This window comes from Micromonospora sp. NPDC005254, assembly GCF_042872525.1.
Taxonomy (GTDB): Bacteria; Actinomycetota; Actinomycetes; order Mycobacteriales; family Micromonosporaceae; genus Micromonospora.
Genome location: NZ_JBIAKM010000006.1, coordinates 501,774 through 524,016 on the forward strand (window position 1 = coordinate 501,774; position 22,243 = coordinate 524,016).

17 protein-coding genes are annotated in these 22,243 nt (G+C 69.3%); 10 read left to right on the forward strand and 7 right to left on the reverse strand.

Features of this window, described 5'->3' with window-relative positions:
• Window positions 1-37 precede the first annotated feature (37 nt).
• From ACFYPR_RS21255 to ACFYPR_RS21270, 4 genes are all read left to right on the forward strand, one after another.
• Window positions 38-1,816: an N-acetylglutaminylglutamine amidotransferase gene (locus tag ACFYPR_RS21255; RefSeq protein ID WP_354859142.1), complete on the forward strand. Its 1,779-nt coding sequence runs from the start codon at window positions 38-40 to the stop codon at window positions 1,814-1,816.
• Window positions 1,817-3,652 (forward strand): S9 family peptidase, encoded by a 1,836-nt coding sequence (locus tag ACFYPR_RS21260; protein ID WP_387261839.1) that lies wholly within the window; start codon window positions 1,817-1,819, stop codon window positions 3,650-3,652.
• A gap of 17 nt (window positions 3,653-3,669) precedes the next feature.
• Window positions 3,670-4,212 carry a hypothetical protein gene (locus ACFYPR_RS21265; RefSeq protein WP_354859146.1) on the forward strand — a complete coding sequence of 181 codons (543 nt, stop codon included), beginning with the start codon at window positions 3,670-3,672 and terminating at the stop codon, window positions 4,210-4,212.
• Between the two features lie 71 nt (window positions 4,213-4,283).
• The gene (locus ACFYPR_RS21270) at window positions 4,284-4,838 is read left to right on the forward strand and encodes a dihydrofolate reductase family protein (RefSeq protein WP_354859149.1); all 555 of its coding nucleotides are present in this window, start codon (window positions 4,284-4,286) and stop codon (window positions 4,836-4,838) included.
• Between the two features lie 36 nt (window positions 4,839-4,874).
• Here ACFYPR_RS21270 and ACFYPR_RS21275 read toward each other — a convergent pair whose 3' ends face one another.
• Complete coding sequence (locus ACFYPR_RS21275) at window positions 4,875-7,916, reverse strand: BTAD domain-containing putative transcriptional regulator (protein ID WP_387261842.1); 3,042 nt, start codon at window positions 7,914-7,916, stop codon at window positions 4,875-4,877.
• A 59-nt stretch (window positions 7,917-7,975) separates the two neighbouring features.
• Here ACFYPR_RS21275 and ACFYPR_RS21280 point away from each other — a divergent pair, with 59 nt between their 5' ends.
• Window positions 7,976-8,743, forward strand: a complete 768-nt coding sequence (locus ACFYPR_RS21280; RefSeq protein WP_387261845.1) for an alpha/beta fold hydrolase — start codon at window positions 7,976-7,978, stop codon at window positions 8,741-8,743.
• Window positions 8,744-8,873: 130 nt separating this feature from the next.
• Here the strand turns inward: ACFYPR_RS21280 and ACFYPR_RS21285 are convergent, their stop codons facing one another.
• Complete coding sequence (locus ACFYPR_RS21285) at window positions 8,874-9,062, reverse strand: hypothetical protein (protein ID WP_354859154.1); 189 nt, start codon at window positions 9,060-9,062, stop codon at window positions 8,874-8,876.
• Between the two features lie 137 nt (window positions 9,063-9,199).
• Entirely contained in the window at window positions 9,200-10,141 is a 942-nt protein-coding gene (locus ACFYPR_RS21290) for a GlxA family transcriptional regulator (RefSeq protein WP_387261848.1), read from the reverse strand.
• Between the two features lie 53 nt (window positions 10,142-10,194).
• Here ACFYPR_RS21290 and ACFYPR_RS21295 point away from each other — a divergent pair, with 53 nt between their 5' ends.
• The gene (locus ACFYPR_RS21295; RefSeq protein WP_354859158.1) at window positions 10,195-10,791 is read left to right on the forward strand and encodes a DJ-1/PfpI family protein; all 597 of its coding nucleotides are present in this window, start codon (window positions 10,195-10,197) and stop codon (window positions 10,789-10,791) included.
• Entirely contained in the window at window positions 10,784-11,020 is a 237-nt protein-coding gene (locus ACFYPR_RS21300) for a hypothetical protein (RefSeq protein ID WP_354859160.1), read from the forward strand. The genes ACFYPR_RS21295 and ACFYPR_RS21300 overlap by 8 nt, the downstream gene beginning before the upstream one ends.
• A gap of 15 nt (window positions 11,021-11,035) precedes the next feature.
• Here ACFYPR_RS21300 and ACFYPR_RS21305 read toward each other — a convergent pair whose 3' ends face one another.
• Window positions 11,036-11,677: a GNAT family N-acetyltransferase gene (locus ACFYPR_RS21305; protein ID WP_387261851.1), complete on the reverse strand. Its 642-nt coding sequence runs from the start codon at window positions 11,675-11,677 to the stop codon at window positions 11,036-11,038.
• A gap of 171 nt (window positions 11,678-11,848) precedes the next feature.
• On the opposite strand from ACFYPR_RS21305, the gene ACFYPR_RS21310 reads away from it, so the two are divergent.
• Both ACFYPR_RS21310 and ACFYPR_RS21315 read left to right on the forward strand, forming a co-directional pair.
• A complete protein-coding gene (locus ACFYPR_RS21310; RefSeq protein ID WP_387261854.1) occupies window positions 11,849-13,702 on the forward strand; it encodes an adenylyl cyclase in 1,854 nt (617 codons plus the stop codon).
• 434 nt (window positions 13,703-14,136) lie between these two features.
• On the forward strand, window positions 14,137-14,700 hold the full coding sequence (locus tag ACFYPR_RS21315) for a hypothetical protein (RefSeq protein ID WP_387261857.1): 564 nt from the start codon (window positions 14,137-14,139) through the stop codon (window positions 14,698-14,700).
• Between the two features lie 68 nt (window positions 14,701-14,768).
• On the opposite strand, the gene ACFYPR_RS21320 is transcribed toward ACFYPR_RS21315, so the two are convergent.
• Window positions 14,769-16,043 (reverse strand): rod shape-determining protein MreC, encoded by a 1,275-nt coding sequence (locus ACFYPR_RS21320; protein WP_387261860.1) that lies wholly within the window; start codon window positions 16,041-16,043, stop codon window positions 14,769-14,771.
• The gene (locus ACFYPR_RS21325) at window positions 16,036-16,557 is read right to left on the reverse strand and encodes a SigE family RNA polymerase sigma factor (protein ID WP_387261863.1); all 522 of its coding nucleotides are present in this window, start codon (window positions 16,555-16,557) and stop codon (window positions 16,036-16,038) included. Before ACFYPR_RS21325 ends, ACFYPR_RS21320 begins: the two co-directional genes overlap by 8 nt.
• A gap of 735 nt (window positions 16,558-17,292) precedes the next feature.
• Between ACFYPR_RS21325 and ACFYPR_RS21330 the strand changes: the two genes are divergently transcribed.
• The gene (locus tag ACFYPR_RS21330; protein WP_387261866.1) at window positions 17,293-19,680 is read left to right on the forward strand and encodes a discoidin domain-containing protein; all 2,388 of its coding nucleotides are present in this window, start codon (window positions 17,293-17,295) and stop codon (window positions 19,678-19,680) included.
• A gap of 290 nt (window positions 19,681-19,970) precedes the next feature.
• Here ACFYPR_RS21330 and ACFYPR_RS21335 read toward each other — a convergent pair whose 3' ends face one another.
• On the reverse strand, window positions 19,971-21,896 hold the full coding sequence (locus ACFYPR_RS21335; protein WP_387261869.1) for an ATP-dependent endonuclease: 1,926 nt from the start codon (window positions 21,894-21,896) through the stop codon (window positions 19,971-19,973).
• Between the last annotated feature and the right edge of the window lie 347 nt (window positions 21,897-22,243).

Below are 22,243 nucleotides of genomic sequence, written 5' to 3' on the forward strand. Positions count from 1 at the left end.
CGGCCCGAGCGAACCGAGCCGATGAGAGGTGTGTGCCATGTGCGGTATCGGAGGCGAGTTCCGCCTCGACGGGGCGCCACCGGATCAGGCGGCGCTGGAACGGATGCTCCCGGTCCTGTCCTCCCGGGGCCCGGACGGCGAGGGGCGGTGGCAGCACGGCCCGGCGGCGCTGGTGCACCGCCGGCTGCGCATCATCGATCTGTCCGACGCCGGCGCCCAGCCGATGGTCGATCCCGAACTGGGCCTCGCCATGGTCTTCAACGGCTGCATCTACAACTACCGGGAGCTGCGCGACGAGCTGACCGCCGCCGGCTACTCCTTCCGGTCCACCTCGGACACGGAGGTGATCCTCAAGGCGTACCACCGGTGGGGGACGGCCTGCGTCGAGCGGTTCTACGGGATGTTCGCGTTCGCCCTGGTCGAGCTGGCCACGAACACCCTGGTGCTGGCGCGCGACCGGCTCGGCATCAAGCCCCTCTACCTGGCCGAGACGCCGGGCCGGATCCGCTTCGCGTCGACCCTGCCGGCGCTGCTCGCCGCCGGTGACGTGGACACCGACCTCGACCCGGTGGCGCTGCACCACTACATGAGCTTCCACTCGGTGGTGCCACCACCGCGCACCATCCTGGCCGGCGTCCGCAAGCTGCCCCCGGCCACCGTACGGGTGATCACCGGCGACGGCCGCAGCACCGACACCGTCTACTGGCGGCCGGAGTTCACCCGCGCCGCCGCGCCGGCCATGTCCCCCGACGAGTGGCAGGAACGGATCATGGCGGCGCTGCGCACCGCCGTACGCCGGCGGATGGTCGCCGACGTGCCGGTCGGCGTGCTGCTCTCCGGCGGCCTGGACTCCAGCCTGATCGTCGCCCTGCTCGCCGAGCAGGGCCAGACCGGCCTCGCCACCTTCAGCATCGGCTTCGAGGCGGCGGCGGGGGAGAGCGGCGACGAGTTCCACTACTCCGACCTGGTGGCCCGCGAGTACGACACCGACCACCACCAGATCCGCATCGGCGCGGCCCGGTTCGTGCCGGGAGTGCACGAGGCCATCGCGGCGATGAGCGAGCCGATGGTCAGCCACGACTGCGTGGCGTTCCACCTGCTCTCCGAGGAGGTCTCGCAGCGGATCACTGTGGTGCAGTCCGGGCAGGGCGCCGACGAGATCTTCGCCGGCTACGACTGGTACCCGCCGATGGCCAACGTGGCCCGCGCGGACGCCGTCGAGGCGTACGCCCGGGTGTTCTTCGACCGTCGCCACGACGCGCTCGCCGGGCACCTGGCGCCCGAGTGGATGCTCGACCGCGACGCGAGCCTGGAGTTCGTCACCGCCCACTTCGGCGCGCCCGGGGCGGACACCGCGCTCGACGCGGCGCTGCGCCAGGACAGCCTGGTGATGCTTGTCGACGACCCGGTCAAGCGGGTCGACAACATGACGATGGCGTGGGGGCTGGAGGCCCGGGTGCCGTTCCTCGACCACGAGGTGGTCGAGCTGGCCGCCGCCTGCCCACCGGCGCTCAAGCTGGCCCAGGGTGGCAAGGGCGTGCTCAAGGCCGCGAGCCGGGGCATCGTGCCCGACGCGGTGATCGACCGGCCGAAGGGCTACTTCCCGGTGCCCGCCATCCGGCACCTGTCCGGCCCGCTGCTCGACGACGTCCGTGACGCGCTGACCGCGCGGCCGGCGCGCGAGCGCGGCCTGTTCCGCAAGGACTACCTGGAGGAGTTGCTGGACGCGCCGAACGCCCGGCGGACCACGTTGGGCTCCAACGCGCTCTGGCAGCTCGGGCTGCTGGAGCTCTGGTTGCAGCGGATCGGGGTTTAGATGAGCGTACGGATCGAGGTGCCGCGGCGGGTCCGACCCGTGCGCCACCGGCCGGCGGTGACCCTGCCCCCCGGCGAGGACTTCGCGCCCGCTCCGTCGCCGGACGGCCGACGGGTGGCGTACCTGTCCGACCGGGCCGGAATCCCGGCCGTCTGGGTCCGCGACGTCGACGCGGCCGAGGCCGTCGCGCTGCCCAGCGGCGACGAACCGGTCCTGGCGGTGAGCTGGTCCCCGGACGGGCAGTGGCTGGCCTGCGTCGTCGCGCCCGGCGGCGCACCCCGCACCGAGCTGTGGGTGCTGCGCCCGGACGGCACGCAGCGCCGCCAGGTCGCCGGGTTCGGCCGCCGCAGCGCAGCCCTGTCGGGTTGGCTGCCCGACGGCGCGCTGCTGGCGGTCACCGAGACCGCCGAGCGGGGTGCCGCCGTGCTGGTCGACGCCGGCACTGGGCACCGGCGGGTGCTCGCCGAGGGCGACCTGCTCACCCTCCTGGACGTCAGCCCGGACGGCGGGTCCGCCCTGCTGCGTCGCGGTCCGCGTAACGCCCGCTGGCTGGAGCTGCTGGACGTGGCCACCGGCGACCGGGTACGGCTGCTGCCGGACACCGGCCGGGGCAGCACCGACCAGGGCTGCTTCGGCCCCGACGGGACGAGCGTGCTGGCGCGTACCGACGCGTTCTCGGAGCTGGCCGCGCTGGTGCGCGTCGACCTCGCGCGACCGACGCTGGCCCCGACGCGGCTCGCGGCGCGTCCGGACGCCGAGCTGGAGCACGTCGCGCTCTGCGCCGACCGGCGACGTGCCGCGCTGTTGTGGAACACCTACGGCGGGCGCAGCGAGCTGAGCCTGCTGGACCTCGCCAGCGGCGTGCAGCGGGCCGTCGCCGCCCCGGGTGAGGTGCTCGACGGCGCCGTCTTCGCCGCCGACGGCGACCTGCTCTGCGTCACCGCGCAGGGGCCGGTGCAGCCCCGGGAGGTCTGGCTGGTCGATCCGGTGACCGGCACGCCCCGCCCGCTGCGGCCGGACACCGGCGCCGCGCGTACGGGCGACAGCGGTGTCGCCCCGCAGCTTGTCGACCTGCGCGCCCGCGATGGGTTGCCGCTGTCCGGCTGGCTCTACCGCCCGCCCGGTCCGGGCCCCTGGCCGACCGCGATCAGCCTGCACGGTGGCCCGGAGGCGCAGGAGCGTCCCGGCTACAACCCGCTGTTCCAGGCCCTCGTCGCGCAGGGCGTCGCGGTGTTCGCGCCCAACGTGCGCGGCTCGTCGGGTTTCGGCCGCACCTTCGTCGCCGCGGACAACCTCGCGGGCCGCTACGGGGCCATCGCCGACGTGGCGGCGTGCGCCGACCACCTGCTCGACAGCGGTGTCGCGATCCCGGGCCGGCTCGGCTGCCTGGGCCGCTCCTACGGCGGCTACCTGGTCCTGGCGGTGCTGGTGAACTTCCCGGGGTTGTTCGCCGCGGGTGTGGCCGAGTGCGGCATCTCGGACTTCCGTACGTTCTACGCCGGCACCGAACCGTGGATCGCCGCCGCCGCCGTCAGCAAGTACGGCGACCCGGTGCGCGACGCCGACCTGCTGCGGGACCTGTCGCCGATGACCCACATCGACCAGCTCGACGTGCCGGTGCTGCTCATCCACGGCGCCAACGACACCAACGTGCCGGCCGGCGAGTCGGCGCAGGTGGCGCGGGCCCTCGCCGCGCGGGACGTCCCGCACGGGCACCTCGTGCTCACCGGCGAGGGGCACGACTTCCTGGCCCGCGACAACGCCGAGACGGCGCGTACGGCCACCACCGCCTGGCTCACCCGGCACCTCGCCGCGACGCCGGCCACCCTCGGCTGAGGCGTTATCCTGCGCCGGTGGACGTCACGGAGCAGGGTGAGCGGCTGGCCGCCGACCTGAGCCGATGGCTGACCGACGTGACCTTCGTCGACCTGGACACCGACGAGGTGACCGCGCGGATCATCGACGCGGTGGTGGGGTGGGGTCAGGCGCACCGCTGGCGGGTCTACCGGCGTGCGCCCAGCGTCGTACCGCTGCCACCGCCGATGCAGCAGCGACACTCCGTCCTCGACGTGGCGTGCGCCCGACCGGACGGCCCGCCGGTGGTGATCGAGGTCGACCACACCGACCGGGCGCGTACGGTGCAGAAGCTGACCGCCGAGGCCGACGCCGGCCGGATCCCGATCTGGGTGCGCTGGGGCGTCGGCCGCTTCACCGCGCCGCCACCGCCGGTGCGGATGGTGACCGTCGAGGTGACCCGCCGCGCCGGGCCGGCCGGGCGCGGACGCCTGCACAGCCGCACCGGCGACCGGCCCGCGCCGGCGCACTCGCCCGGCGGCGGCACGGCGGCCCCGCAGGCGCTGCCGATCCCGCTGACCGACCCGGGTAAGGGCATCTGAAGCGAATCGTAAGCGGAGGCCTGCAGTGTTCCGGGTGTCAGCAGAACACGACAGACACCCAGGAGATTCCGATGCGCAAGCTCATCAACTCGACCTACCTCACCCTCGACGGCGTCATCGAGAACCCGGTGTGGACCGGCCCGTACTTCGACGAGGAGTCCATCGTCGTAGCCGGCGAGCTGACCGACGGGGCGGACGCGATGCTGATGGGCCGGGCCACCTACGACGGCATGTCCGTCGCCTGGCCGCAGCAGGACGAGAGCGACCCGATGACCGGGGCCGCCTACTTCAACAACGTCAAGAAGTACGTCGCCTCGACCACCCTCACCAATCCCACCTGGAACAACACGGAGGTGCTCCAGGGCGACCTGGTCGAGGCGGTCACAGCGCTCAAGGCCCAGGACGGCAAGAACATCATCCAGTACGGCTTCGGCTCGGTCACCGCCCAACTGATCACCGCGGGCCTGGTGGACGAGGTCCGCTTCTGGATCCACCCGGTGCTGCAGGGCACGCCAAGCCTGACGGTGCCGCTGACGGACTTCACGGCCTCGTTCGACCTCGTCGACACCCGGGTGCACAAGAGCGGCGTGATCGTCGCCTCGTACCGGCCGAAGTCGGCGAGCTGAGCGGCTGAGCGGCGAGCTGAGCGACTGAGCGGCTGATCAGAGCTGGGCCCGGGCCTCGCCCGGGCTCAGCTTCGCGCCCTCGGCGACCAGCGCGTCGAACCGTTCCCGGCCGAGCACGGCGAGCACCCGCTCGGTCACCCGGTCGGTGTCGTCGCGCTCCGCCGGCGCGGCCGGAACGCCGGCGGCCTGCCGGGCGGCGGCCGCGACGCCGAGCAGCCGGGCCGCAACCTCGGGCGACCGCACCGCCGACGCCATCCCCTCCAGCGGGCCGAGCACGTCGCGTGCGGTGGCCATCGCCTCGGCGACGTCGAACGCCTCGAGGTGCAGGGCCAGCGCGGCGGCGGGGTCGCCACTCTGCTCGACCGCGTAACCCAACTCCACGAGGACCATCGGCAGGTAGAGCGCCGGCTGGGCCTCGTTGCGCCCCTGCTCGGCGAGGCGGGTGAGGTGGGTGGTGGCCAGGTCGAGCTTGCCGTCGCGGCGGGCGGCGAAGCCGAGGCCGAGCTCGGCAAAGACGATCGCGCTCGGCGAACCCTGTTCCACCGCCAGCTGGTACGCGCGCTCGGCCAGCTCCCGGGCCTGCGCGTAGTCGCGGGTCTGCACCGCGATCCAGGCCAGCCAGGACAGCTTGCCGGCCACGTGCGGCCACAGCCCCAGCTCCTCGGCCCAGCGCAGCCCCTCCCGGTGCAGGGCTGCCGCGCGTTCGTACTCGCCGCGAATCTCGGCCAGCCCACCCACCCAGTCGCTCGCCTGGAGGCGGCCCCACCGGTCATCCACCTCGGCGAACAGCGCGGTGCTGCGCGTCGCCGCGCTCTCCAACGCGGCCAGGTCACCGCCGGCGTGCGCGATCATGGCCCGGGAGCTGAGCACTGCGGCCTCGGTCCACGGATCGGTGGCGGCGGTGGGCAGCAGCTCCGACGCCAGCGGCAGGTCACTGCTCCCGAGTACCGCGTTCGCCGCGAACCAGACGGCTCGGGCGTCGGTGACACCGGCCAGGACGGCGCGCACCTCGGCCGGTGGGATCTGCTCGCCCTGCAACAGCGCGAAGCCGATCCGCCAGGCTGCGGCGCGGCTCTCCTGCGTCGGATCGCCGGGCGTCGCGAGGGCTCGCCGCGCCTCGGTGAGCCGGCCCCGCAGGTACCAGTACCAGCTCAGCGCGACGGCCAGCCGCAACCCGCCGCCGTGCACCAGCGCCGCGCGCAGGTTCACCGTCTCCGCGTCGAGCAGCGCCAGCCACCGCTGCTGGTCGGGGCCGCGCAGCTGCGGGTCGGCCTGTTCGGCCAGGTCGGTGTAGTACGCGGCGTGCCGCGCCCGGGTGTCGTCGGCGTCGACCAGGTGGTCCAGGCAGAACGCGGCGACCGACTCGAGCAGCCGGTAACGGGGGCTGGTGCCGGAGTCGTCGAGCACCACCAGCGACCGGTCCACCAGGCGGGCCAGTGTGTCGAGGTCGGTCCGGCAGACGAACTCGGCCGCCTCCGGGGTGCAGCCGTCGCCGAACACCGCGAGCCGGGCCAGCACCGCGCGGTCGGCGTCGTCGAGCAGGTCCCAGCTCCAGCCGATCACCGCGGTCAGCGTCCGCTGTCGCGGCGGCACGTCGCGCTGAGACGTGGTGAGCAGCCGGAACCGATCGTCGAGCCGGTCCACCACACCCCGCAGACCCAGCGCGCGGACGCGGGTCGCGGCCAGCTCCAACGCCAGCGGCAGGCCGTCCAGGCGACGGCAGAGCTGGGCGACCGCCGGCGCGGTGCGCTCGTCGAGTCGGAAACCGCGGTGCTGGGCGGCGGCACGGGCGGCGAACAGCCGGGCCGCCGCCGAGCGCCGCACCGCGTCCGGGTCGCTGTCCGAGGGCAGCGACAGCGGGGGTACCTCCCAGAGCAGCTCCCCGGTCAGGCCGAGTGACTCCCGGCTGGTGGCCAGCACGTGCACCCCGGGCGCGTCGCGCAGCAGCCGGGCCACCAGCGCGGCGACCGGCTCGATGACGTGTTCGCAGTTGTCCAGCACGAGCAGCAGGTGTCGCGCCCGCAGCGCCGTGACGAGTCGGTCGGTGGCCGACAGGCTCGTGCCGGCGGCCTCGCGGGCGTCCAGCGCGCCGAGCACCTGCTCGGCGACGCCCGGGTCGCCGGCCGGCAGCGGCGCCAGCTCGACCAGCAGGACGCCGTCCGGAAAGGACTGGCCGCGGGCGGTCTCGGTGGCCAGCCGGGTCTTGCCGACGCCGCCCGGCCCGATCAGCGTGACCAGGCGCTGCGCGGGCAGCAGGGCTCGCAGCTCGGTCAGCGCCTCGGCCCGGCCGACCAGCTCGTCGAGCTGGGCCGGCAGGCTGTTGCGGATGATCGCGGCCTTCGGCGGCGCGCTCAGGCCGGCGTCCTGTTCGAGGATCCTGCGGTGCAGGGCGACCAGTTCGGGGCCGGGGTCGAGGCCCAGCTCGTCGGCGAGCCGGTCCCGCAGGTCGGCGTAGCTGTCCAGGGCCTCGGACTGGCGACCGGCCGCGTACAGCGCCCGCAGCTGCACCGCCCGCAGGCCCTCGCGCAGCGGGTGTCGGGCGACCAGTTCGGCCAGGTCGGCCGCGACCAGGTCGTGTTCACCCCGGGCCACCCGGGCCTCGGCGAGCCGCTCGTGCACGGCGAGGTGCTGCTCGGCGAGTCGGGTCGCCTCGGCGCGGACGAACTCGGCGTCGGCCACGTCGGCGTACGCCTCGCCCCGCCACAGCCCGAGGGCCTCGGTCAACCGGTCGACGTCGGTGTGCCGGGCCAGCTCGGCGAACCGGTCGGCGTCGACAGTGCCGGCCCGCAGCAGGTAGCCGGGAGCGCGGGACTCGACCAGGTCGCGGGCGCCCGGCTCGGCGTCGTTGAGCGCCTTGCGCAGCTGCGACACCCGCACCTGGAGCGCGCCGGCCGGGTTGGCGGGGGAGTCGTCACCCCACAGGTCGTCGATGAGCCGGTCGGCGGAGACGACCTGGTTGCGGTTGGTCAGCAGGTCCGCCAGGAGGGCGCGCACCTTGGTGCCGGGCACCACCACCGGCTCGCCGGCGTCCGTCGTGACGGCGAGCGGCCCGAGCACCCCGAACTGCACGGCGGACATCTTAGCGCCGGTAAGACGACCTGAAGCAGACCGTAAGCGCGCCGGCGCACCGTGTGGGCATGGAGATCTATCACGAGACACATGGCAGTGACGAGGGCCGGCCGCTGGTGCTCATCCACGGCGCGCTCTCCGGCATCGGCACCTCGTTCGGCACGATCCTGCCGTTCCTGGCGAAGTCGCGGCGGGTGATCGCCGTGGAGTTGCAGGCGCACGGCCACACCCCGGACGTCGACCGTCCGCTGACCGTGGAGCACTTCGCCGCCGACGTGGTCGAGCTGCTCGACCGGTTGGGTGTCGAGCGGGCGGACGTGTTCGGCTGGAGCATGGGCTCGGCGGTGGCGCTGCGCCTGGGCACCGACCACGCCGAGCGGGTCGGGCGGCTCGTCCTCGCCTCGGTGAGCTTCGACGAGGACGGCCTGCACCCCGGGCTGCTCGACGGGATCCAGGACCTGCAACCGGAGCATCTGCACGGCTCGGAGTTCCACGAGGAGTACCTGCGGACCGCGCCGGACCCGGCGGGCTGGGCCACCCTGGTCACCAAAATGAAGGTCCTGGACGCGAACCTGCCGCGCTGGACGTCCGAGCAGATCCGGGCCCTGGCCGCGCCCGCCATGATCGTGCTGGCCGACTCGGACATCGTCCAGCCCGAGCACGCGGTGCGGATGTTCCGGCTGCTCGGCGGCGGGGTGCCCGGCGACCTGACCGGTCTGCCGGCCTGCCGGCTGGCCATCCTGCCGGGCACCACCCACACCACGATCCCGCAGCGCGCCGACTGGCTGGCCCCGATGATCGACGAGTTCCTGGCCGAGCCGGTGCCAGCCCGGTGACCCACACTCCCAGCGGCCCCGGGGCTGCGGCGTCGATCATGGACTTGTGGTGGCCACCTTAGCCACCACAGTCCCTTTTGCGCACCACCACAACTCCATGATCGACGGAGCGAGAGGCGGAGCGGGTGGGTTACTGCTGTTCGGGGGAGCGTCGGAGCCACAGCCAGACGCCACCGAGGCCGCACGCCACGCCGAGAACCACGATCGCCGTTCGTGCCGCCAGCGGGGCGTCGTCCAGGAACGGCGCGGCCTTCGAAGCGGCCAGGCTGAGCAGTGCGACTACCAGCAACAGTCCCGCGATGATCCGATCACGCGTCATGGTTGCTTTGTATAGCAGCAACACGCCCAAGCCCTTCGGTGCGCCCCCCACGCCGATCTTGCACTTTCTGCGGTGATATAAGGCGCGAAAGCCGCGTGACAGCCGCACAAAGTGCAAGATCGCGGGAGGCGCGGGGTTCAGGGGTTGAAGGCTTGGCGATAGGCGGTGGGGGTGGCGGCGAAGGCCCGGCGGAAGTGGGCGCGCAGATTGGTGGCGGTGCCCAGCCCGGTCCGTCGGGCCACCTCGTCGATGGTGACCGTGCCGTCTTCGAGCAGGCCACACGCCGCACGAAGTCGTTGCTGCGTCAGCCAGGCCTGCGGGCTCATGCCGAAGCGCCGCCGGAAGTTGCGGTGCAGCGTACGGGTCGACTGGTGGCCGCGCCGGGCCAGGTCCCCGACGGTCAGTGGCAGGTGCAGGTGGGCGTTCGCCCATTCGGTGACCACGGTCAGGTCAGAGGCATCGGTGGGTTGGAGGGGGATGAACTGCGCCTGACCGCCGGCCCGGTGCAGGGGAGTGACCATGACGCGGGCGCGCTCGATGGCCGCCGTCTGGCCGTGGTCCCGGCCGACCAGGTAGAGGCACAGGTCGAGGCCGGCGGCCAGCCCGGCGCTGGTTAACACCTGTCCCTCGTCGACGTACAGCGCGTTCGCATCGACGGTGACCGTGGGGTGTTCGCGGGCCAGCGCCTCGGCGTGGACCCAATGGGTGGTGGCCCGCCGGCCGTCGAGCAGCCCGGCCTGGGCGAGCGCGAACGCGCCGGTGCAGATCGACGCGACACGAGCACCCCGTTCGTACGCGGCGACCAGGGCGTCGAGCGCTCGGGCCGGCGCGGCTCCGCGCCTGAAGCCGGGCACGATGACGGTGTCCGCGTTGCGCACGGCTTCAAGACCTGCGTCGACGGTCATGCCGAGTCCCGCCGTCGTGGTCGGCACGGCGCCGCCGTCCGGGGAGCAGACGACGGTCGTGTACCGGCCCTGGCCCTCGTGACCGAAGACGTGCGTCGCGATGGTCAGGTCGAAAGCGACGACCGGCGGTAGGGCGAGTACGGCGACCCGGTGCGTGGCGGATTGCTTGTGCACAGTGGCAAGAATGCCACTCGTCAGGGCCGACGACCGGACGAGATCCTGGCCCGGTGCGAGTAGAGATCGTGGTTTTCGATGGCTTCGACGAACTGGACGTGTTCGGACCCTTCGAGGTGCTGGCGATGGCGGGGTTCACCGTCGAGCTGGTCGCCGTCGAGCGACCGGGGCCGGTACGCAGCATGCGGGGGGTCCAGCTCAATGTGCCGGTGGTGCTCGGGCAGGCCGACGGTGTCGTCGTACCGGGCGGGGGATGGCTGAATCGGGCCGCTGCGGGGTCCTGGGCGCAGGCGCAGCACGGGGTGCTGCCTGCCCGGCTGGCCGCGCTGGCCCCCTCGACGCGCTGGATGGCGTCGGTGTGCACCGGTAGCCTCCTGCTCGCCGCCGCCGGACTGTTGACCGGCCGGCGCGCGACCACCAACCGCAACGCCTACGAGGAGTTACGGGCGTACGGCGTCACTGTCCTCGATCAGCGGGTGGTCGACGACGGCGACCGCATCACCGCAGGCGCGCTCTCCGCCGGGCTGGACCTGGCCCTGTGGATCACGGAACGCGAGATGGATGCAGCCACTGCGGACCGGGTCGCCGCGACGATCGAGTACCAGCGAGCGGTCGGAACCGTCGGCGGCACAATGGTGGACGGTGACTGACGATGCCCTGGCCGCGCCCGCCATGATTGTGCTGGCCGACTCGGACATCGTCCAGCCCGAGCACGCGGTGCGGATGTTCCGGCTGCTCGGCGGCGGGGTGCCCGGCGACCTGACCGGTCTGCCGGCCTGCCGGCTGGCCATCCTGCCGGGCACCACCCACACCACGATCCCGCAGCGCGCCGACTGGCTGGCCCCGATGATCGACGAGTTCCTGGGCGCGGACCTGTAGGGGCGCCCGGAGAGGCTACTTCTCCAGGAGCAGCGCTTCGGCGCCCACCGGTCGGAAGCCGGCCGCCTGGAAGGCACGCACACTGCGCGCGTTGCCGGCGGCCTGCTGTGCCCAGACCGGCTGCCCGTCGGGCACCAGGTGCCGGGCGGCGGTCGCCAGCGCCCGACCCAGGCCCCGGTGGCGAACGTCCTCGTCGACCTCGATCGCCGCCTCCCAGCGACCCGCCACGCCACGGCCGAGAACGACCACGCCGCCCTCGGCGGCCCAGACCCGGACGTCGTCACGGCGTTTGCGCGCCCGGGCCTCGCGGGGATGGTCGGCGTCGGTCAGCTCGCGCAGCGCGAGCGGGGGAGCGCCCGTGAGCGGGGAGGCGACGGTCAGCAGGTCGATGGTGTCCGTCGACCGTCCGGTGCGGTCGAGCAGCGCGCTCAAAAAACGCGGATTCATCGTGGCCGCCAGAGCGTCGCAGTCGAGGGCGGCCAGGGTACGGCGGACCCAGTCGGGGTCCTCGTCGGTGAACACCACGGAGTGGGCGGTGAACGCGATCACCCCGGCGTCCCGACGGCTGTGCTGCGGCACGATTGTGGTCCCGCCGTCCGGCGGCGGGAAGTGCCCGCGTGCCGCCGCGTCCAGGACGTCGGCCAACGTGCCACCCACGATCGTCGCCTCCTTGAGTTGCGAGCCACCGTCCATTCTCACCGGTCCGGCCCGAAGTTCGCCGTCCCCGGTCATGGCGTGGGGCCGCCGGACCGGGTAGAAACACCAGAGAGCGCTCTCACGCCCCAGCTGCGCCGGGAGTACGCCCCGGTCGCGGAGAGGACGAACCACATGACAACCCCGTCCCGACGTACCCTCCTGCTCGCCCTTCTGGTCACCACCGCCCTCACGACGACCGGCACCGCCGCCACCGCCGGCCGCCCGACCCACGGCACACCCGACTTCGGGCCGAACGTGACGATCTTCGACCCGACCATGCCGGTCAGCGAGATCCAGCAGACCCTCGACGCCGCGCACGCCCGGCAGGTCGACAACGAGATGGGCACCGAGCGGCACGCCTACCTGTTCAAGCCGGGCGCGTACGGCACGGCCGAGCAGCCGTTGCAGGCCAAGGTCGGCTACTACACCGAGGTCGCCGGCCTGGGCGCGTCGCCCACCGACGTCGCCGTCAACGGCAAGCTGGAGGTCTACAACCGTTGCCTGGCCGACGGCGGCACCGGCAACTGCCTCGCGCTGGTCAACTTCTGGCGCACCCTGTCCAACCTCTCGCTCACCGTCAACGCCGCCGGCCAGGACGGCTGCCGGTCGACGGCGAACTTCTGGGCGGTGTCCCAGGCGGTCTCGATGCGCCGGCTGAACATCACCGGCGGCGGGCTGTCCCTGATGGACTACTGCACGGCCGGTCCGCAGTACGCCAGCGGCGGCTTCATCGCCGACTCGCGGCTGCCGGCCACCACCAACGGCTCCCAGCAGCAGTGGCTCACCCGCAACAGCGAGATCGCCGGGTGGTCCAACGCCGTGTGGAACCAGGTCTTCGCGGGCGTCGAAGGCGCACCGGACGACGCCACGTTCCCGGACCCGCCGTACACCACCCTCGACACCACGCCGGTGAGCCGGGAGAAGCCGTACCTGTACGTCGACGGCAAGGGCCACTACAACGTCCGGGTGCCGGCGGCGCAGCGCGACAGCCGGGGCGTCTCGTGGGCGAACGGGATGACCCCCGGGCGGACCATCGGGATCGACGACTTCTTCATCGCCAAGCCGTCCGACCCGGTTCGCGTCATCAACAGCCAACTCGCACGCGGCAAGCACCTGCTGCTCACCCCCGGTGTCTACGACATCGCCCGGAGCATCGAGATCCGGCGGGCCAACACTGTGGTGCTCGGCATCGGCCACGCCACCCTCACCGCGGTGAACGGCGCCGTCCCGCTGGACGTGGCGAACGTCCCCGGCGTCATCGTCGCCGGCGTCACGATCGACGCCGGCACCGTCGAGTCGCCGGTCCTGCTGCGGGTGGGCCGGCAGCACGGGCACGACGCCAGCAGCCCGGCCAACCCGACCACGCTGTCCGACGTGTACTTCCGGGTCGGCGGCCCGCACATCGGCCGGACCAACACGGCGCTGGAGGTCAACAGCGACAACGTGCTCATCGACCACACCTGGGTGTGGCGCGGCGACCACGGCGTCGAGGGCTTCACCGCGGGCGTCAACGGCGACACCGACCGCTGGCGCACCAACACCGGCCGCTACGGCGCTGTCATCAACGGCGACCACGTGACCGCCACCGGCCTCTTCGTCGAGCACTTCCAGCGCTACAACACCGTCTGGAACGGCGAGCACGGCACCACGATCCTCTACCAGAACGAGCTGCCGTACGACCCGCCGACGCAGGCCGACTGGATGAACGGCCCGGTCGAGGGGTTCGCCGGCTACAAGGTCGGCGACCGGGTGCGCCACCACGACCTCTACGGCGGCGGGGTGTACGTGTTCAACCAGAACAACCCGTCGATCCACACCGAGAACGGCTTCGAGGTCCCGAACCGGCCGGGCGTGCGACTGCACCACATCATGACCGTCAACCTCAGCGCGGGCACGATCGACCACGTGGTCAACGGCGTCGGCGACGCGGCCGACACGACGAAGGTCGGCGTGCCGGTCTACATCGCGCAGTACCTGAGTTCGTAGCGCTCGGGGACCTGCGCACACGGGGGCGGAGCCGCACCGGCTCCGCCCCCGGCCGCCGCCCGCGCCCGCGGCCAGCGGCTGGGTCGCCCACCGGCGATGACCCCGGAGAAGGTCGCGTACGCGCTTGCGCTTCTCCGACGTCAACAGACTCATGCCAGCCGACTGTTGAGCTGCTCGCGCAGGCCTTCCTCGCGTCGGCACGTTGCCGGAGCCGCCTCCCGAATCACCTTCTCACGCAGAGATTCCTGACAATACCACATGTCCGCCGGACATGTTAACCCGATGCTGGCGAAAAATCGCACAAAGATTGACCGTGGTCGTTCTTGTAGTGAAGGCTCGTTTAATGGCAGGGTCGAAGTATCACATAAACCGCACGGGACGATCACAGAGTGTCACACTCGTTAGTGAAGCGGTCTCTTGGAACCATCGCCGCCGTGACCACAGGGTTTCTGCTATTGGCAGCTCCGGCTGCTCAAGCGGCACCTGAAACCGGATCGGCCGGCAGCGAGCCGGCGAAGCCGACAGTTAGTGCCGCCGAGATTGCGGCGAACAATGCCGCCGTGTGGGCGTCGCTGCCGCCGAACGTGACCATGACGGTTACCGGGACGATGCCCAAGCTTCAGGGCCCGATCGACCACTACACTCAGAACGGCCCTACGGTCACGACGGGAATGACTCCTTTCGCGGTGTCCGCAATCCCGTACTCCTTCACTTTTGATGGAGTGTGGAGCCTGAAAGGCCGAGACTTCAAGTCCACGAAGACGAGCTTCTGCAAGGACATTGAAGCTACGTGGGATTACCCTGAGGAGTCGTGGCATCAGTTTAAGGTCAGCCTTTCGGCGGGCGGGACTATCACCGTTCCGACTGACGGCGTGACGCGCACCTGGTGCTGGTCGAACGTTCCAACGAACACTACTTTGTATTTCGACTATTATTCCACGAATAAGTCCGGTGGCGACATCGCAAAGGCTTCCGGCAGCGGCTCGGTCCACTACTGACCTGCACACCTGTTGAGGATGCGCGGAGGCGAGTTGCCTCCGCGCATCCTTGCGTCGGCAGGCCGCCGTCAGGGGGCGTATGGCGTCATGATCGACAATCTAGTCAGGTTGGCAAGGTCGGCTGTTGGCCTAAGCTCCACCGTGGTCGCGCCTGCCGCCTTGTCCGCAGAGGCTCGCCCGATCGTGACAGCGCCAACCTTATTGCTCTGCTGGGACGGATCCGGCATCAAGACACGGTTGGTCCGGTAAACCTCACCGTCTGCGGGAACGTCTTCCATGACCAATTTTCCGCCGGTGCCGCGTACGGAACCCGGAACATTGCTGATATTCGTGTACACCTGGCCAGCGAATCCGGCGCTGGTAACGAGGTCGACAGTGGCTTCGCTGCGGACGGGATCGACCGCCGTTATGCGTCCGACCAAACCTTCAGCGACGACGGCTAGTTGCCCCTCTCGGACTCCCTGATCCTTCGAAAACGCCACGATCATCTGTTGGTCGTTCCTGCCGACTACCTCAGCGGGTACGGCCCGCGCATCGCCGTCCACACCGTCCTCACCAGGTACCTCGAACACCTTCGTGAAACTGGCGAACGGTCGCTTCGGCTTGATGAATCCCGCGATCGTCGTCGTCTGCGCCGTCGCAGCGATCGGGAATCGTTTTACAACAAGGCGACTGGTGGGTCCGCCCGGTTCTTGTGTCATTTCATCATCGACTGCGGTATTCGACACCCGCACCGCTGTTACGCCCGGCATGGCGAGGGCGATGGCGTAGGTGCCCGCGGAGTCGTTACTAACCTCGCCGGCGGCTCCGGACAACCGTGGACTGACCAGACTTATCACCTGAGTCTTCACCGGGTCGGGCGCCGGCCGATCAACCCGCATCCGCAAGGCGTCCGCCGCACCAGAATCACCAGTGAAGAACGCCAACCGCGCGTGGCCCTGCTTGTCGTATGCCTGCAGGACGACCACCGTCGAGCGCAGGCGTGGATGGCGTGTCGCGACAAGGGCCCGAACATCAGTGTGCGGGCCTGCCGAGTTGGTGCGGTCCCAGACGCTGGTGGCCTCACGTACCAGGCCAGCGTCCACGTCTCCCACCGCGGACCAGCCCAGAAATGGGCCATCTGGTGGTGATGCAGCGAGGTGCGGTGTGGACTCGAATCCGACAACCCGAAACATCGTGACCAGCACCGCCAAGCACATTGCAGCTGCGGCTCCGGCGGTGATACGCCGCCGCCCGCGACGCCGCTTTGCCCGCCGCATGATTTTGCCTTCATAGCCCTCGGTCGGTACCACCGACTCGGCCAGGTCCGCCAAGCCGTCACGCAACTCGGTCGTGTTATGCATAGCGCACCTCTTGATCAGCAGCTGCGTCGGCCTCAACCCACCGCGTACGCAGAGTCTGCAGGCCCCTTGATGAAAGACTCTTGACCGTGCCAACCGAACAACCCAGTACTAGCGCCGTGTCCTGCTCGGACAGGTCCTCGTAGAAGCGCAGGACGACGGCGGCACGCTGTCGTGCTGGCAGCCCGTCCAACGCCCGGCGGAGCAAGTCCCGCTGTTCCACCCGCACGTACTCGTCGCGTGCCTGACTCTCCACCAGCCGCCCCAAGGGCTGTTCCCACCAGGATCGGCGCCGCCTCCAGGTCACGAAGGTGTTGACTAGGATGCGCCGAACGTAGTGATCGATGCCTTCTGAGTGTTGCAGTCGAGACCACGCCACAACCGTCTTGGCCAACGTCGTCTGGACCAGATCCTCGGCTTTCCCTCGGTCTCCGCACAGCAGGAAGGCGGTCCGGAGTAGCGATCCGTAACGCGCCCGTACAAAGGCTGTCACCTCCTTATCCTCGCGATCGTGCATCAGCCACCCGCACCCTCAGTTTCAATCTCACGGCCACTACTTACGCTCTCGACCCCAGCGAACGTTGCCGTGACTCCGGAGATTTCTGCCGATCGGTTATCTCGACCCGCCCGCCGTGACGGCGATGCGTAGAAGGAGCCGCCCAGTGCTATGCAGGCCAAGCCGGCAGACCATGGGCTCGGCCAATCGCGGAGCGGCTGGGCCACCGAGACGCTTCTGGTGTATGAGCAGGGCCGCAAGCCGATGGCCGTAGTGGTGACCACTGGCAGCGCGGCGACAGCCGACAGGTCAGCCCCATGCTGGCTAAGGGTGCGTGTGGCCCGGGCCGGGAGCGGCCGGCCGCTAACCCGGCCGGACACGGTGCTGTCCGAGAAGGCATACACGTCCACGGCAAACCGGGCCCACCTGCGTCGCCGCGGCGCCCGAGAGTACATGGGCCGTGTTATACACCGGACTTTTCACCTGTCGAAGCTGCCGCACCACAAGCCCCTCGATGACTACAACTCCAGCTTCCAGTTCGACCTGGCCCCCCGCACGGTTCCGCGGCCCTGGCCGAGTTCATCCCCACGATCATCGTGGCCAACGCCAACGAAGACCCGCCACACGTTCTGTGACCGGTTGATACCTTCCAGTTGGATGGACGAATATTTCATCGATCAGTCCTACTCTTGCGGGACGGCGTACGCTGCTGCCACGATGGCCGTCAATGCCTTCCGTCCCGAAGGAGTGGTCGTCATGGCGGTCTCCCGCCGCAGGTTCGTCACGTCAGTGCTGGCCGGGTCCGCCCTCGCCGCCACCTCCACCACCGAGCTGCTCACCACCCTCGCCAGCCCCGCGTACGCCGCCAGCCCGGTAGGCGACGTGGTCGGCAAGGTGACGGTCGGCTACCAGGGCTGGTTCAGCGCTCCCGGCGACTCCGCGCCCATCGGCGGCTGGTGGCACTGGAGCCGCGACCGCTTCCAGCCGCCGTCGCCGTCCAACACCACAATCGTGTCCTGGCCGGACATGCGCGAGTACACGCGCAGCTATCCCACCGCGTACCCCAACCTCGGCAACGGCTCGCCGGCCACCCTCTTCTCCTCCTACGACCAGCAGACCGTGGACACCCACTTTCGCTGGATGCAGGAGTACGGCTGTGACACCGCCGCGCTGCAACGGTTCAACCCGACCGGCGACGAGGGGCCGACCCGCGACGCGATGACGCAGAAGGTCCGCGCGGCGGCCGAGCGCTACGGCCGCAAGTTCTACATCATGTACGACGTCACCGACTGGCTGACCATGCAAGCGGACATCAAGACCGACTGGACGACGAAGATGTCCGCGCACACCGCGTCGAGCGCGTACGCCCGCCAGAACGGCAAGCCGGTCGTCTGCATCTGGGGCTTCGGCTTCAGCGAATCCAGCCGGCCCTTCACCCCCGGGCCGTGCCTGGAGGTCGTCAACTGGTTCAAGGCGCAGGGCTGCTACGTCATCGGTGGCGTGCCCACCTGGTGGCGGCAGGGCATCGAGGACTCCCGCCCCGGCTTCCTCGACGTCTACCACGCGTTCCACGCGATCTCGCCGTGGATGGTCTACCGGGCCAGGACGGTGGAGGAGCTCGACTCGTACTACAACAACGTCAACGTCGGCGACATGGCCGACTGCGCGGCGCGCGGCATCGACTACCTGCCCTGCGTGATGCCCGGCGACCTCGCCGGTGGGCACCGCAAGCACGGCGACTTCTACTGGCGGCACATCTACAACATGGTCCGGCTCGGCTCCCAGGGCCTCTACGTGTCCATGTTCGACGAGTACAACGAGGGCAACCAGATCGCCAAGACGTCCGAGACCCAGGCCACCACCCCGGCCGGCGCGAACATCCGCGCCCTGGACGAGGACGGCGTCGCCTGCTCCTCCGACTACTACCTGCGCATCACCGCGGACGGCGGCCGGATGCTCAAGGGGCACCTCGCGCTCACCGCCGTACGCCCGACGCCGCCGACGCTCGGCACCCCGCCGCCGGCCAGCGGAAACCTGGCCGCCGGCCGGTCCGCCTCGGCGAGCAGCCAGAACGGCCCCTTCCCGGCGTCGAACGCGGTGGACTCCGACGCCGGCACGTACTGGGAGAGCGGCGGCGGCTCGTTCCCGCACTGGTGGCAGGTCGACCTCGGCGCCAGCCACCAGGTCAACAAACTCGTGGTGCGGCTGCCCGCCAGCTGGGGCGCGCGTACCCAGACCATCACCGTGCTGGGCAGCGTCGACGGCAGCTCCTTCGCCACCATCGCCGGGGCCTCCGCGTTCACCTTCGACCCGGCGACCGGCAACACCGTGACCCGCACGCTGACGACCACCACGGCCCGCCACATCCGGCTGAGCATCGCCGGCAACACCGGCTGGCCGGCGGGCCAGCTCGCCCAGGTCGAGGTGTACGCCGCCAGCGGCACCACGGACAACCCACCGACCGCCCCGAGCGGCCTCACGGTGACCGGCCGGACGGCGAGCAGCGTGTCCCTGGCCTGGACAGCGTCGACCGACGACAACGGCGTGACCGGCTACCAGGTGCGCCAGGGCGGCACCGTGGTCAGCACGGTCACGGGCACCACGGCGACCGTGAGCGGCCTTGCCGCGTCCACCTCGTACACCTTCACCGTCACCGCGCGCGACGGCGCCGGCAACACCTCGGCGGCCTCGAAGGCGGTCACCGTCACCACCGACGCCCCGGCTAACGCCGACCTCGCCCGCGGCCGGTCCACCAGCGAGAGCAGCCACGTCCAGAGCTACGGCTCGGGCAACGTGGTCGACGGCGACGCGAACAGCTACTGGGAGAGCGCCAACAACGCCTTCCCCCAGTGGGTACAGGTCGACCTGGGCGCGACGCGCACGGTCGGACGGGTGGTGCTGAAGCTGCCGCCGTCATCGGCGTGGGGTGCTCGTACGCAGACGCTTGCCGTCACGGGCAGCACGGATGGTGCGAGCTTCGGGACGCTGGTTTCCTCGGCGGGGCGGACGTTCGACCCTTCGACGGGCAACTCGGTGTCGCTGACATTTGGTGCCGCGCAGACCCGTTACGTGCGGGTCACCGTTACCGGTAATACCGGCTGGCCGGCCGGGCAACTGGCGGCGCTGGAGGTGTACGCGAGCTGACCGGACGTGGGGCGGCCGCCGGACGCCGACCGGCGGCCGCCCATCTCCCGAAAGGGTAGATTCTGTATGCGCAGCCCCCCGTACGCATAGGAGGATCTGTGAGATCCAGCCGGGTGTGGCCCGGTGCCCGCACCGTTGATTATCAGCAGGACCGGTAGGTGGCTGGGAATCGGCACGACCCGCCTTTGCCATCTGCCGGGTGCAGGTCGAGCGTCTTGCCGCAGGCCGCGTAGCGCCTTAGCCGACCGCGCTCCCCACGTACTGCTCCAGCTGCACCGACGCAACACATATCAACAACTACCCGTACGCGGTGACTGCGTCGGGAGATGCATATTGCGTGACGGCGGGCTGTCGCCTCGGAGATCTGCGACGGCCTTAAGAATTTCAGTAATCTCGGAAGGTATATCTTCTCTTTTGAATGCTTCTGCGAGTCGCTCGTTTCCAAAACTGGCGCCGAAAGTTGACTGAACAACTTGTCGAATCTTCGAGAGTAGTGTCTTCCCGGGCAGAACAGACAGTCGGGTTTCAAGTGTGGGCCACGCGGCTTCCATCACCTCGCGTGCCCGGCTGTTTGCTTCGGCGACGCCGGCGCGGCGATTGTTTCTGGTGAACTCATCTCCGATATATCGCTGTGCGATTCTGTCGGTTGCAGGGGTGCGAAGGTCATCGCACACGTTCTCGATAATGTTCAAGATGTCATCGTTCGAGATTGAAACCGGCGCTCCTCTCTCTCTGCAAACGTCCTCGATGACGCGCCGGAGCACAGAAGGTTCGACGAGATAGCTCTCAATGCAGTCGCGCTCGAAGATGTGAAGAGGGCGCTTAGCCTCAGTCATCTGTGCATTGCGATATTCGGCTAGTCGACCGTCGCGATCCTTAATTTGCAATGTACTGAGGTTGACTCCGAGTACACCCTCAAGGACATCGAGTTGCTGCAAATGGCCTTCGCTATCGGATCCCCCGGTCTGTACGATGACAACTCGGTCATCTCCAGTCAACGCTCGGATTTCCAAAGTCGCTGCGAAGCGTCCCAAAATCGCCTGATCTGTGGTGCCCTCAACGAATAGACATTTCCGGTTCGAAACCAGTGCATAGGCGTCCACGTTGTCGATAGCGCCGAGAGATTTGAGAATTGTCACGGGAGTGACCGCGTATGTAGCGGCCTCGGCCGCCTGTGCCCCGCTCTCGATCAGGATCAGCCTGCTCGGATCAACGAAATTGATGATCTCCTTGCTGTGGGTCGATAGAACCACCTGAAACTGTTGGGTTCCCGCTACCTCGTCAAGGATTTCTACCACGACTCTTTGCAGTGCTGAATGCAGATGAGCATCTGGCTCGTCAAGCAACAGTACGCTTGCATCGCGCGTAAGGATAAATGCGAGCATTTGCACTACTTGAACGAAGCCTGCCCCTGCCGAATACAGGTCGTGCCGCGTGCCATCATCATCGGCGTAGTCCGCGCTGACGAACTGGTCGAAGGCGCCGTCGAATTCAACGCCCGTTAGGCGGGCGTTGAAGCGTTGGCTAAGAATTTCCTGAAGTTGATCGAATCGGTCGGGGCTTTCCTGGCTTAGAAGAACAAGCAAGTTTCTGAGAACTTCGTTGTGCCGACCCGCACTAATGAGACCTCTCTGTCGCGCGGCGGTTCGATACTCCTCGTCTCGAACGATTCCAACTGAGCTCGGCACCCACACCGCAGGTTGCGCGAGTAGGGCGCTCAGAATTTCATCGTTGGCCCGTTCTTGGCTTTCAATCTTACTATTTATGCTACCGAAGATCGATCGAACGCCGAACTCGATTTTCGTCCCGTTGTCAAACTCCGCACCAACGATGGCGGGAACGTTAGCATTCCCGCGCCTGGTAATGCCGTGATAGAAAAGGTCGCGCGGGGTCGCGACAGGAAGAATCGCCGGATTTAGGAGCTTCCCTCGGTCCCGCACGCGGTCGCCAGAAGCATGCACTTTTAATAGCGAGTAGAAGAGGTCGATGCCTTGGAGGAGGGTCGACTTTCCCGCGTTGTTTGCGCCAGCTAGGACGTTGAATCGACCAAGCCGGACTTCAAATTCCTCGAAGCCTTTGAAATTGCGAAACCAGACCCTTCGGATGTGTGGTGCGGCTTTTGTGGACGCTGGTGGCGGGCTAACGAGCGACTTTGGAACACGTTCGCCGGAGATTCTGGTCTCGTCATCCAGGTTCACCCCCGACTCGACATCCATGTCTTGCTCACTGAAGAGGGTGGCAGGGTCGTCATTAGCCGTCACACATCGCAACCTATCAGTCGACGTCGCGTCCCGGGTGGTCCACTCGGCTGAGGTTGCTGTGGCACGGTCGGGCAGGCCGAGAGTGTCGCACTTAGCAACAAGCCACCGGCGCTCACGATCCGCAGTGGCCGGGACGGTCGACGTTGAGGAACAAGGGGTATGCCAGCGCGGAGTCGCACGGCACACAGACGCGTCGGTTCGGTGTTGTGGGCCTGCCCCGTTTTGACGGACATCCGAGAACAGGGGACCTGGGGTCTCCGGGAGGATGTCCATCATCATGGAGAGCATGGGGAAGAAGCGGC